We start from the raw sequence: 12,614 nt of genomic DNA, 5'->3' as shown, positions 1-12,614 counted from the left end.
AATTCCTGCTAACAACCATACCGATGTATTTGGAAAAACTCAACCTGACCAACTTCAAAAACTACGAGGAAGGGAGTTTTACATTGAGCGAACAGATTAATTGCATCGTTGGACCGAATGGAAGCGGGAAAACCAACCTGCTCGACGCCGTTTATTTTTTGTCGCTGAGTAAGAGTGCGTTTCACAACCAGGATGCGTTGAGCATTCACCACCAGAGCGATTTCTTCATCATCGACGGCATTTTCCGCCACGACGATAAACCGACGCAGATTACGTGTAGCCTGCAACGCGGGCAGCGGAAAGTGTTGTTGTCGGACAAAAAACCGTATGAGCGCATTAGCGAACACATCGGGCGGTTTCCGGTGGTGATGCTGGCGCCCAACGATACGGATCTCGTGCGGGAACACAGCGAAGAACGGCGGCATTTTTTCGATGGCGTTCTGTCACAACTGGATGCCGACTACCTCCGCGATTACCTGTTCTACCAACAGATTCTGAAACAGCGAAACGGAACCTTAAAGCTTTTTGCCGAACGAAACTACCTGGATGAAGAACTGCTGGAAACCTACAACGAACCGCTGCTGCAACTGGCCGATCGGATTTACCAGCGCCGAAAGCAGTTCATCGGCGACTTTCTGCCCATCGTTCAAAAACATTATGCCTACCTGAGCGACGCCCGCGAAGCCGTCGACATCATTTACGAATCGGAGGTGGGCAATGAGGAGTTTCCGAAGGATTTCCGCCGAAACCGCCAGCGCGACATTCAGTTGCAGCGCACCAACAAGGGCGTTCACAAGGACGATTACGTGTTCGAAGCCAACGGCGTGGCGTTGAAGAAATTCGGTTCTCAGGGGCAACAGAAAACATTTGTCATTGCTTTAAAACTCGCGCAGTTCGAGCAATTACAAGCCGAGAAAGGCGTAAAACCGATGTTGCTGCTCGACGACATTTTCGATAAACTCGACGACCGCCGGATCGGCAAGCTCATCACCTTGATGGAACACCACACCTTCGGCCAGATTTTTATCACCGACGCCCGGCCCGACCGCACGCGCGAACTGCTGACGTCGGTAAAAGCCGATGTGGCGTATTTTCGGACGGAAGGGTAAATTATTGCCAAATCCCAAAATGTTATGATATTTTGGGATTGAAATCCTGTGATATTATGATATTTTTAGGATTCAAATCCAGAAATAGTATGATTGAGCGAATAATACAGAAAAAGATAGAGCAGCGACTTTTTAAAGGTAAAGCCATTCTACTTTTTGGACCCCGTCAATCAGGCAAGTCTACACTGGTTGAATCGATGCTGGCCAAAAAGGATCATGTGTACCTCAATGGAGATGACTACGATGTTCGCGAAATACTAACGAATACAACGGCTACAAAGTTAAAAACCGTAGTTGGTAACAAAACCATCTTATTCATTGATGAAGCGCAACGGATTCCCAACATTGGGCTTACGCTTAAATTATTCACCGATCAGATAAAAACCGTTCAGGTGATTGCGACCGGTTCTTCCGCATTTGAGCTATCGAGCCAAGTGAATGAGCCGTTGACCGGGCGCAAGTATGAATTCATGCTTTACCCGCTGAGTTTTGCTGAAATGGTTCAACACAATGGACTGGTTCATGAAAAAAGACTGATCGAAAACCGATTGATTTATGGTTGTTATCCCGAAATCGTTACCAAAGTTGGAGAAGAAGCAGAATTGCTGAAACTCCTGGCAAGCAGCTATCTCTATAAAGATTTATTAATGCTGGAACAGGTCAAAAAACCGCTGCTTCTTGAAAAACTGCTCAAAGCACTTGCCTTGCAGGTTGGTAGTGAAATCAGTTACCAGGAGATCGGACAAACCATTGGTAGTGACTACAAAACCGTTGACAAATACATTGATTTATTGGAAAAGACTTACGTCGTTTTTCGATTGCCGGCGCTCAACCGGAATGTACGGAACGAAATTAAAAAAGGCAAGAAGGTCTATTTCTATGATTGCGGTATACGAAATGCCATTTTGAATAATTTTAAACCACTTCAGTCCCGAACGGATGTGGGCGCTTTATGGGAAAATTACGTCATTTCTGAACGTATGAAGTTCCTGCATTATCAGGATTTGGATGCAACTCAGTATTTCTGGCGTACAACGCAGCAGCAGGAAATCGATCTGATCGAGGACTACGGTGAACGTCTGGAAGCTTATGAATTCAAATGGAATAAACGGGATAAAGTGCGGTTTCCTCAGACCTTTACCGAAAACTATGCGGGGTCAGGAACATCGGTTATTTCTCCCGAGAATGTTGAGGAATTCTTATTGAACCCGCCTGCGTAGACAATCACCCCGCCCAGTTCTCCCGATCCAGACTCCGGTATTGAATGGCCTCCGCCAAATGCTCAATCTCGATGTGTTCAGTACCCGCTAGATCCGCAATCGTGCGCGACACTTTCAGAATCCGGTCGTAGGCGCGGGCCGACAAGCCCAGCCGTTCCATGGCGGTTTTTAGCAACGCCAAACCCGCCGGGCTGATGACGCAAACTTCCTTCACCATCTGCGACGGCATCATGGCGTTGGAATAAATACCGGATTGCTCACCAAACCGTTTAGTCTGAATTTCCCGCGCCCGGATCACCCGCTCCCGAATAGTTTCACTGCCTTCCGACGGGCGGTTGGCGGTCATCTGATCGAACGAAACCGGCGTCACTTCCACGTGCAGGTCGATGCGATCCAGCAACGGCCCGCTGATCTTGTTCAAATACCGCTGCACGACGCCCGGGCCGCAAACGCACTCTTTTTCGGGATGGTTGTAATAGCCGCACGGACACGGATTCATGCTGGCGATCAGCATAAAATTGGCCGGAAATTCCACTGCCCATTTGGCGCGCGAAATGCTCACTTTCCGTTCTTCGAGCGGCTGACGCATCACCTCCAGCGCCGTTCGCTTGAACTCCGGCAATTCGTCCAGAAACAAAACGCCGTTGTGCGACAACGAGATCTCGCCGGGCTGCGGAAAACTGCCGCCACCAACCAAAGCCGCATCGCTGATGGTGTGGTGCGGTGATCGAAACGGACGCGTGGCAATCAGCGTGGCCCGGCTGCCCAACTTGCCGGCCACGGAGTGAATCTTGGTGGTCTCGAGTGCTTCATGTAACGTCAGGGGCGGCAAAATACTGGGCAACCGCTTTGCCAGCATGGTTTTTCCAGCCCCAGGCGGACCAATCATGATCACATTATGACCACCGGCAGCCGCAATTTCCATCGCCCGTTTGATGTTTTCCTGCCCCTGAACGTGGGCAAAATCGGCATCGTAGGCATTTTGAGTATTCGTAAACAGTTCTCGTGTGTCGGTTACCAGCGGTGTTATTTCTTTCTTCCCCTCAAAGTATTCCACCGCATCCATTATCGTTTCGACCCCAATCACATCCAGATTGTTGACGATGGCGGCTTCCGGTGCATTCTCGGCGGGCAACACAAACCCTTTAAAACCGCGTTTCCGGGCCTCGATCGCAATGGGCAACACGCCTTTGATGGGCCGCAACTTGCCGTCGAGCGACAGTTCGCCCATGATGACGTAGTCTTCCAGGTTGCGCACCAGGGTAATTTGTTCCGATGCCTGCAGCACGCATAGGCCGATCGGCAAATCGTAGGACGAGCCTTCCTTGCGGATGTCGGCCGGAGCCAGGTTGACAACGACCTTTTGCCGGGGCATCCGGTAGCCGAAATATTTCAGGGACGATTCGACCCGTTGCTCACTTTCTTTGACGGCACTATCGGGCAAACCGACCATGAAAAAGTGTAATCCCTGAGCCACCGTGATTTCAATGGTAATGATGGTGGCACCAACACCGTGAACGGCGCTTCCAAAGGTCTTTGCCAGCATAAAAGCAGGTTTTGGATGATGATTGTTACTCTGCTTAGACGCATAACCAACCGAAAGGACACAGGAAAACCGGGACTTTCTTTGCCATAGCCGTTCGAAGACGTAGCAAAGTTTTTTTGTCTGAATCGACAGATTTCCCACGGGCTTGTTTGTAAACTGTAAAAAGGCAGCAAAATTTGGAACAAAATTGACATCGCTGTCAGTAAAAAGATCCCTTAACGCTCATACTATGATTGCTCAGCGTCCTTATATTCACCAGATTGAGGCTGTTTTTCGGAAGGAATTTAACCGGCAACCCGAGTTGCTGGTGCGCGGGCCGGGGCGGATCAACCTGCTGGGCGAACACACGGATTACAACGGGGGACTGGTCTTACCGGCCAGTATCGACAAAGAAATTATTTTCGCCATTTCCCGGCGGGATGACCGAACCGGGCGCATTTTCGCCGAAAATGTCAGTCAATCGTTTTCCTTCCCGCTCGACGATTTTACGCAGTCTCCGCTGGGTTGGCCCAATTACCTGATGGGCGTGGTCGATCAGTTGCAGAAAGCCGGGTATCAGCCGGGCGGTTTTGACCTGGTTTTTGGCGGAAACATTCCCTCCGGGGCGGGTTTGTCGTCGTCGGCCGCGCTGGAATGCGGGCTGGCGTTCGGCCTGAATGAACTGTTCGGTCTGGGCCTTTCGACCATCGACATGGTGAAATTCAGCCAACGCGCCGAAAATCAGTTTGTTGGTGTCAATTGCGGCATTATGGATCAGTTTGCCTCCATGTTCGGGCGCGAACAGTCGGTAATTCAACTGGATTGCCAATCGCTGCACCACGAATATTTCCCGTTCCAGACCACCGATTACGCCCTGATTTTGTGCGATACGGGCGTAAAACATTCCCTCGGCGACAGCGAATACAACACCCGGCGGGAAGAATGCGAAACCGGTGTCAGTATTTTGCAAAAATACCAACCCGACATCCGCCTGCTGCGCGACGCCACCACAGAACTGGTGGACGCCCACCGCGACGAAATGCCGGGCAAGGTTTACCAACGTTGTCGGTACGTTACCGAAGAAATTCAGCGCGTCCGGGAAGCCTGCGAATTTTTACTGCAAAACGATCTGGCTGCTTTTGGAAAGAAGATGTACGAAACCCACGACGGTTTGCAGCACGACTACGAAGTCAGTTGCCCGGAACTGGATTTTCTGGTCGATCAAACCCGCCAGGACGCTGCGGTTTTGGGCGCACGGATGATGGGGGGCGGTTTTGGCGGCTGCACCATCAACATTGTCGAACGCGAAGCGGTCGATGCGTTTATTAGCCGCATGAGTACGGTTTATCAGGAAGCCTTCAACATTGCGTTGAAATGTTATCCGGTGCGGATCACGGATGGGACTTCGGTGCTGGCGTTGTGAAATTCATAAAATAACGTGAGTTATTGATAAATTGAGCGCTGTTCCAATGCCGTTAGGCATCTGATGTTTGTCGTATGCTACCACCCGCCTGCCGTAGGTAGGCAACGGTTGCCTACCTACGGCAGGCGGGTGGTAATCAGGCTATTAATCTATAAACATTCCGTCTCTACGAGACGACACTAGGCATCACTCACGTTAAAATAGGACTCCGTTCAAAATATTATCTTTGTAAAAAAAGAGAACGTTATGGTCATTGAGCGGCAAAATAATGAAATCGGCATCCGGCTCAACAGCTCCCTGATCGATATGGAGGAAGTGCAGAAGTTTGTCAATTATTTTAGATTCCTGGAATCTAATGCCACCAATCAGGGAACGAAAGAACAAGCCGCAGAGTTGGCGCGGGAAGTAGACACGAAATGGTGGAAAGAAAACCGGTACCGTTTCATTCTAGAAAATGTTAAACCAGCCTGAGAAAGAAAACGGATTGCGCTCTTTCTCAGACTGGCATTGACAAAATATCTACACCACCAAACTCCAGCCCTCCCGATACTCCCGCTTCACGTACTGATTGGCCAGGTCGTAATTCGTGATTTTCATGTTGGCGGCATCCCAAAGCAGTTTTTTCCGGCCATTGTACCGATCCGCCGAGCGTTTCGCCGTCGGGTTGTCGCGCAGCATCCAGCTTCGCAGAGCCAGATTCCCGATCAGAATGCTTTCGGCAAACGGCGCGGCATATTCGAACGGCGAGCTGGTGGTTCCTTTGCCATACCCGGCAATACAGGCATCGACCCACTGTAAATAATGGTCTTCGTTCGGAACGCGGGCAATGGTTTCCGGAATATTGATGGTTTCGTTGGCTTTCAGCGGCAATAACCGCGGATTGGCACCGTAACAGTCGGCCATTAGTTTCCCTTTCGAGCCAATGAACAACACGCCCCCGTCAGAATTCCCGAAGGCTTCTCCCGGCTGGAGTTCTTCCGGGAGTTCGGGCAAAATGCCGCCATCATACCAGCTTAGCTTAATGTCGCCCTTGTTGTCTTTCCGGGGATAATTCAGGTGAATCGACGATGAGAAGGGGGTCCAGTCGGGGTTGTGATCCTGCTCCCGGAGCGTAAAGGTCCAGGTTCCGGCCACACTGCATTCTACCGAATTGGGATAATCGAGCGGCAAAATCCGGAAAACCGGGTCCAGAATGTGACAGGCCATGTCGCCCAGCGCACCCGTTCCATACGGCCACCAGCCCCGCCAGTTCCACGGCAGATACGACTGATTGTAAGGCACTTTCTTGGCAGGACCCAGCCACAGATCAAAGTCCAGTTCTTTTGGTATCTCGTAGGATTGATCGGTTGGAACGGCCTGTGGCCAAACCGGGCGGTTGGTCCAGGCCAGGACTTTATGCACCTCGCCAATCGTGCCGGCATCGTAGATTTCCTTCATCCGCCGAACGCCGTTGCCCGAACCGCCCTGGTTGCCCATCTGGGTGATTACCTTGTATTTTTTAGCCGCCTGCCCTAGAATCCGGGATTCGTAGATATCGTGCGTCAGCGGTTTTTGCGTATAAACGTGCTTGCCCAGTTGCATCGCTGCCAGCGTGGCCACGGCGTGGGTGTTGTCGGGGGTCGAAATGGAGCAGGCATCGATGTTCTTGCGCTCTTTCGACAGCATTTCCCGGAAATCCTTGTAATACGTCGCTTTCGGATATTTGGAGCGGGAGTCAACCGCCTGACGGTCATCGACATCGCAGAGCGCGACAATGTTCACATTAGGACTTTTGGCAAAAGATGCCAGGTCGCTTTTCCCCTTTCCGCCTACACCAATCCCGGCAATGTTCAGTTTATCGCTGGGGGCAATGAAGCCTTTTCCCAAGACATGCCGGGGAACGATCAGAAAAGAAGTAGCCGCCAGTGACGACGTTTTCAGAAAACTCCGGCGACCGAAATCTTCCGCAGTAGAGTGGTTGTCTTCCATAAAAAGAGGGTTTAGAAAGAAGAAAATTCAGGCTTGTACGCACGTCAATGCGCTAAGGCTGAAATCAATACGACAAAAGGGCGCAATTGGGCTAGTGCAACCCCAAAATAGTGGTCAAAATTTTGATCGCATAACCAAAAAAACGCCCCCGTTAAACCGGTTTCGGTTTAACGGGGGCGTCTCAATCTGATGCGTTTTATTGGAAAGGGAAATTACTCCTTCCAGCGCCATTCGTTCGCGATTTGCAGGGGCGTCCTGAGGCCCTGGGCAATCAGGAAATCGCGGGTTTTGGTGTCATCCATGCGTTGCGTCGGAATCGCATCGGCGTTGGCGAGCGCGTAGAGCAACATCGCCGAATAACGGACGGTATTTTTCAACTGGTCTTTGTTGACCAGATTCATGTTGTCACAATTGGCGTGGTAACAATCCAGCACGTTCCGGTCCAGATGACCGCTCATGCCGACCACCGGCACACCCTCCATCATAAACGGCTGGTGATCACTGTGCAACCCGGCCTGATTCGATACCGTATTCTGGAAAGCCGGTTCGATCAGCTTGACGGTTTCGCCGATTTCGGTTAGGAAAGGCACCATTTCGCTCCGGCCAAACGCATTAAAACCGCTCGGGTCGTTGGTCATGTCCAGATTCAGGATGTAGCGGACGTTGTCCAGTTGGCCGCTTTTTTTCAAATCGTCCACCAGACTGCGGGAACCCAGCAAACCTTGTTCCTCGCCCATGAACATCACAAACTCGATGGTGCGTTTCGGCTTTATTTTCAGGGCTTTGAACGTGCGGGCAATGTCGAGAATGGAGAACGAGCCAATGCCGTTGTCGATGGCGCCCGTGGCCAGATCCCAGGAGTCGAGGTGACCACCGATGATGATTTTTTCGTCGGGAAACTGTGACCCTTTCAGCGTTGCGACGACGTTGCGCGCCCGGATTTTTCGGCTCACGTTGGTCATGTCGATCACCGCCTGCAGGTTTTTCTGATCCTGCATCCACTGGCGGATTTCCTGACCACTTTCCAGAGAAATGCACACTGATGGAACCGGAATGAGCTTGCCGGTTACGGAGGCCGTTCCGGTCAGCAGCACATTGCCCGGCACCAGATTGACCATAATCACGCCGATGGCACCGTGCTGAATGGCGAGGGCGGTTTTTTCGGAGCGGTGGAGGTTCCGGGCGCCCTTCGTAGGAGCCGCCAGACCGATGTTCACCAGTGCAACTTTCCCTTTGATCCGGTCTTTCAGTGCCGCAAAATCGCCTTCCAGACCGTTGCCGATGTCAATGATTTCACCCTGAACATGGGCTTCGACGGGCGAATGCGCCAGGGCAACCACTTCGACATCCCGGAAATTATCGCTTTTTCGGGGCACCACCGCCAGCGTTACGGTGTCGCGCATCCACGATTCTACTTCGAAAGGGGCGTATTTCGTATCCGAATAGCCGTATTGTTTCAGCAGGTTATAGGTATATTCCTCCGCGCGGCTTCCGTTGGCGCTGCCCGTTAGCCGGTGACCAATTTTCTGCGTGGCATCGGTGAGGGTTTCAAAAACCCGGCTGTTTTGCAGTACTTCCTGATTGATTTTGGCAAAAACTTTTTCCAGCGTTGGGCGGGATTGTCCTTCGTCGATCCGATCACCCTTTTTCTTCAGTGTGTAGGCACTCAGCAAACAAATACCGCCAGAAAGCAGCAGATAAACGTAGACTTTTTTTCGCATAGTGAGGATAACCGTATAACTCCTCAAAATAACAAAAAAGCGAGGGAATGCCGCGTAAGTGGGGAAAAAACTTTAAGTTTCTTCCCCAAATCGAAACACCTCAACGAATCCTGAAAAAAAGGTGTTATTGGGTTTCGTATTCAGTCCCATCGAATTCTATGACAAACGCGCAGACGACATCGGTTTTGCCCCAGGCGGCCATCAAACCGACCGAACTGACCACTCACGGCCACACCCGGATCGACAATTATTACTGGCTCAACGAACGGGAAAATCCCGAGGTGATCGACTATCTGAAAGCCGAAAATGCGCATCTGGAGGACGTATTGGCACCTGTCAAAGACTTTCGGCAAAAGCTGTTTGAGGAGATGAAAGGCCGTATGAAACAGCAAGACGAATCGGTTCCGTACAAAGAAGGCAATTATTACTATTATACTAAATTCATCGAAGGGGGCGAATACCCGGTGTATTGCCGGAAACCCGGTTCGCTGGATGCCGAAGAGGAAGTGATGCTGGATGTCAACGAAATGGCAAAACCGTATTCGTATTACAACATCGGCGGTCTGGAAGTATCGGACAACGACGAACTGGTGGCCTACGGCGAAGATACCGTCAGCCGTCGGATGTACACGCTGCGGATCAAAAACCTGAAAACCGGGGAGATTTATCCCGATGCCATTCCGGACACCGAAGGCGGCAGCTACGCCTGGGCGGCTGATAACCAGACCCTTTTCTACATCCGGAAAGACCCGCAAACGCTGCTGGGTTATCAGGTATACCGTCACGTGCTGGGTACTGATCCGGCGCAGGATGTGCTGCTCTATGAAGAAACGGACAACCAGTTTTACATGGGCCTGGGTCGCATGAAGTCGAAAAAATACATCGCCGTGGTGTCTGACCACAACGGCGTGGCGACGGAATACCGGCTTCTGGAAGCGAGCAATCCGACGGGCGAGTTTGTCGTTTTTCTGCCCCGCGAAAAAGGCCACGAATACGACATTCAGCACCTGGAAACGACTTTCTATGTTCGGACAAACTGGAAAGCCGAAAACTTCAGGCTGATGGAAGCGAAGGAAACCAAAACCAACGACCGGTCGGCCTGGAAAGAAGTCATTCCGCACCGCCATCATGTCTATCTACAGCAACTGGATGTCTTCAAAAACCACCTGGTTCTGGGCGAACGGAAAGAAGGACTGATTCATTTGCGGGTGATTGATCGCCGGAACAAAGAAGAACATTACCTGGATTTTGGCGAACCGGCTTATGTCGCCGGGATTGGCTACAACCCGGATTTCAACACCACCACCCTGCGTTTTGGTTATTCGTCGCTGACGACGCCCAGTTCGACCTTCGATTACAACATGGAAACGAAGGAAAAAACGCTGATAAAACAGCAGGAAGTGCTGGGCGGTTTTGATCCGGCAAACTACACGTCAGAGCGGTTTTTCGTCAAATCCCGCGATGGTGCCCGAATTCCGGTTTCGGTTGTGCGCCGAAAAGACACCCCCAAAGACGGTTCGGCTCCGCTGCTGCAATATTCCTACGGTTCCTACGGTTATTCGACCGACCCCGGTTTTAGCTCTACGCGCCTGAGCCTCCTCGACCGTGGTTTTCTGTTCGCCATTGCCCACATTCGGGGTGGGCAGGAAATGGGCCGGAAGTGGTACGACAACGGCAAAATGCTCAAGAAGAAAAACACGTTCAACGACTTCGTGGACGTTTCGGATTATTTGATACAGCACAACTATACCAGCGCCGACAAGCTGTTTGCGATGGGCGGCAGCGCGGGCGGTTTACTCATGGGTGCCGTTGTAAACCAAAAACCGCAACTGTACCGGGGCGTCGTGGCGTCGGTGCCGTTTGTCGATGTGGTCACGACCATGCTCGACGAAAGCATTCCGCTGACGACCGGCGAGTTTGAAGAATGGGGCAATCCGAAGATCAAAAAATACTACGACTACATGCTTTCGTATTCACCCTACGACAACGTGAAAGAGCAGGCCTATCCGAACATGCTGGTGATGACCGGTTTACACGACTCGCAGGTACAATACTGGGAACCCGCCAAGTGGGTTGCTAAACTCCGTACCATGAAAACCGACACCAATCAATTGCTGCTGCACACCAACCTGGAAGCCGGACACGGCGGGGCGTCGGGGCGGTTTGAAGCCTTGAAAGAGATTGCTCTGGAATACGCGTTCATGCTGAATCTGGTGGGAATCCGGCAATAACTGAAGTAATTTCATAAATAAATCCCCCGGTTGCTGTGACAATCGGGGGATTTATACTTCCAAAGGGTATGTCCCCGGCGATTTTACCTGTATTTCAGGGCTTACCTGGGTAGCCTAAAGCCGTTCGGGCGGCATAGGCTGCGTCATACATGGCGTTGAAGCATTTCCCAAAAGAAATATCGCCATTCGGCCCCTGGGTAAGATCCCAAAACGGCAGCATCGCCACGAGTGACACTTCTGTGGTCGGGTCATAAACCATCAATGTCAAATAACCTGCAATGGCCCCGTTGTGGCCGTAGCCCAGGTTGGCATACAGGGAGGTACCCAATGCATAAGTGGGTCTGGCTACCGACCCGTCGGTTTGCAATAGCGTCACCGTCTGAGGCTGCAAAATGTTCTCACCACGCATCAACGTACGGACAAAAGTGTTCAGGCTCGCCATGCTGCTATACCCATTCCCTTCACCCACATGGGCACTCATATTGACCTGGCCGAAACGCTCCAGTAGACCCGATGGCCGCCAGAGCAGACTGGCTACGTTGGGTTGTGGTAGCTGAACATCGTCGGCCCGGTAGGGAAACGAAATGGCAAGGGGCACCCGGCTAGACGGCCCGGTAATATGGTCGTAGAGGTAATCGGCGAAAGTCTTCGCGCTACCGCTCCGGGCCGAGTAAACCCGTTCGATGATCCGGCTCAGGATGACGTAGCCCGTGTTGCTATAATGATGACCGGTGCCGGGCGTGAAGTAGTAAAGCTGGTTATCGATGATTGGCTTGAGCATTTCCTCCGTAGTAAACTGGTGGGTCGAATCACGAGACAGGACGTAATTAACGTAGCTCTCCCCATTGAAACCCGGCACTGGATCATTATCGACATCGAACACCCCGGCGCTGTGCTGGAGCAACTGCTCAATCGTGATCACACTCTTGTTGGGAATATTCCAGTCGGGCGTGGCTGGTACGTAGGGTTGATCCGTACCCGGAATCAAATCGTTGATGTAGGCTTTGTAGTCGAGCCAACCGTCCTGAAACATCTTCATAACCGCCGTGGCCGTAAAGTTTTTGGTAACGCTGGCGAACCGGTAAATGGTGTTGGGCGTGACGGGTTGTTGCCCCGCAGCGGCCGACGATGCGAAGTAGGTTTGGGTAGGAGTCTGAATCAGCACATTGAGTGAAGGAACCTCTTTCTGAAGCTCTTTTTCCAGATCGGTCCGTACTTTGTCGACGGCTTCCTGCATTTTAAGGGTGGCCAAATCCCGGTGATCGTCCAGATTGGTGAAGCTACAGCCGGACAACAAACCGGTCAGCCCTCCCGTCACCAGGCATCGAACGATACCGGTAAAACTCGTTGCAAGCGAGAAACTGAACCGCTTACTCAGGCGCGTAAAAGAAAAAGAGTTCATCCTGACTTATGGCGA

9 protein-coding genes are annotated in these 12,614 nt (G+C 51.6%); 5 read left to right on the top strand and 4 right to left on the bottom strand.

What is annotated here, in order from left to right:
* Nucleotides 1-23: 23 nt before the first annotated feature.
* Nucleotides 24-1,109, top strand: a complete 1,086-nt coding sequence (gene recF, locus DUE52_RS24320) for a DNA replication/repair protein RecF (protein WP_114408676.1) — start codon at nucleotides 24-26, stop codon at nucleotides 1,107-1,109.
* Nucleotides 1,110-1,198: 89 nt separating this feature from the next.
* Nucleotides 1,199-2,329, top strand: coding sequence for an ATP-binding protein (locus DUE52_RS24315; protein ID WP_114408675.1), 1,131 nt, complete (start codon nucleotides 1,199-1,201; stop codon nucleotides 2,327-2,329).
* A gap of 4 nt (nucleotides 2,330-2,333) precedes the next feature.
* Here DUE52_RS24315 and DUE52_RS24310 read toward each other — a convergent pair whose 3' ends face one another.
* Nucleotides 2,334-3,875: a YifB family Mg chelatase-like AAA ATPase gene (locus tag DUE52_RS24310; RefSeq protein ID WP_114408674.1), complete on the bottom strand. Its 1,542-nt coding sequence runs from the start codon at nucleotides 3,873-3,875 to the stop codon at nucleotides 2,334-2,336.
* A gap of 229 nt (nucleotides 3,876-4,104) precedes the next feature.
* Between DUE52_RS24310 and DUE52_RS24305 the strand changes: the two genes are divergently transcribed.
* Both DUE52_RS24305 and DUE52_RS24300 read left to right on the top strand, forming a co-directional pair.
* Nucleotides 4,105-5,277 carry a galactokinase gene (locus DUE52_RS24305; RefSeq protein WP_114408673.1) on the top strand — a complete coding sequence of 391 codons (1,173 nt, stop codon included), beginning with the start codon at nucleotides 4,105-4,107 and terminating at the stop codon, nucleotides 5,275-5,277.
* A 246-nt stretch (nucleotides 5,278-5,523) separates the two neighbouring features.
* Nucleotides 5,524-5,748 (top strand): hypothetical protein, encoded by a 225-nt coding sequence (locus DUE52_RS24300; protein WP_114408672.1) that lies wholly within the window; start codon nucleotides 5,524-5,526, stop codon nucleotides 5,746-5,748.
* A 48-nt stretch (nucleotides 5,749-5,796) separates the two neighbouring features.
* On the opposite strand, the gene DUE52_RS24295 is transcribed toward DUE52_RS24300, so the two are convergent.
* Together DUE52_RS24295 and DUE52_RS24290 are read right to left on the bottom strand one after the other, a co-directional pair.
* Nucleotides 5,797-7,245, bottom strand: coding sequence for a Gfo/Idh/MocA family protein (locus DUE52_RS24295; protein WP_114408671.1), 1,449 nt, complete (start codon nucleotides 7,243-7,245; stop codon nucleotides 5,797-5,799).
* Nucleotides 7,246-7,457: 212 nt separating this feature from the next.
* Nucleotides 7,458-8,966 carry a M20/M25/M40 family metallo-hydrolase gene (locus tag DUE52_RS24290; protein ID WP_114408670.1) on the bottom strand — a complete coding sequence of 503 codons (1,509 nt, stop codon included), beginning with the start codon at nucleotides 8,964-8,966 and terminating at the stop codon, nucleotides 7,458-7,460.
* Nucleotides 8,967-9,124: 158 nt separating this feature from the next.
* On the opposite strand from DUE52_RS24290, the gene DUE52_RS24285 reads away from it, so the two are divergent.
* Entirely contained in the window at nucleotides 9,125-11,197 is a 2,073-nt protein-coding gene (locus DUE52_RS24285) for a S9 family peptidase (protein ID WP_114408669.1), read from the top strand.
* A gap of 94 nt (nucleotides 11,198-11,291) precedes the next feature.
* Here the strand turns inward: DUE52_RS24285 and DUE52_RS24280 are convergent, their stop codons facing one another.
* A complete protein-coding gene (locus DUE52_RS24280) occupies nucleotides 11,292-12,599 on the bottom strand; it encodes a serine hydrolase domain-containing protein (protein WP_114408668.1) in 1,308 nt (435 codons plus the stop codon).
* Between the last annotated feature and the right edge of the window lie 15 nt (nucleotides 12,600-12,614).

It is taken from the genome of Larkinella punicea (assembly GCF_003334855.1).
In the GTDB taxonomy this organism is placed as follows: Bacteria; Bacteroidota; Bacteroidia; order Cytophagales; family Spirosomataceae; genus Larkinella; species Larkinella punicea.
Note: the sequence above shows the minus strand (reverse complement) of the source record. Positions and strands in the feature narration are given on the sequence as shown.

Bases quoted from the DNA above. Each gene is read 5' to 3' on its own strand.
- recF (WP_114408676.1), top strand. From the start codon at position 24: ATGTATTTGGAAAAACTCAACCTGACCAACTTCAAAAACTACGAGGAA.
- DUE52_RS24315 (WP_114408675.1), top strand. From the start codon at position 1,199: ATGATTGAGCGAATAATACAGAAAAAGATAGAGCAGCGACTTTTTAAA.
- DUE52_RS24310 (WP_114408674.1), bottom strand. From the start codon at position 3,875: ATGCTGGCAAAGACCTTTGGAAGCGCCGTTCACGGTGTTGGTGCCACC.
- DUE52_RS24305 (WP_114408673.1), top strand. From the start codon at position 4,105: ATGATTGCTCAGCGTCCTTATATTCACCAGATTGAGGCTGTTTTTCGG.
- DUE52_RS24300 (WP_114408672.1), top strand. From the start codon at position 5,524: ATGGTCATTGAGCGGCAAAATAATGAAATCGGCATCCGGCTCAACAGC.
- DUE52_RS24295 (WP_114408671.1), bottom strand. From the start codon at position 7,245: ATGGAAGACAACCACTCTACTGCGGAAGATTTCGGTCGCCGGAGTTTT.
- DUE52_RS24290 (WP_114408670.1), bottom strand. From the start codon at position 8,966: ATGCGAAAAAAAGTCTACGTTTATCTGCTGCTTTCTGGCGGTATTTGT.
- DUE52_RS24285 (WP_114408669.1), top strand. From the start codon at position 9,125: ATGACAAACGCGCAGACGACATCGGTTTTGCCCCAGGCGGCCATCAAA.
- DUE52_RS24280 (WP_114408668.1), bottom strand. From the start codon at position 12,599: ATGAACTCTTTTTCTTTTACGCGCCTGAGTAAGCGGTTCAGTTTCTCG.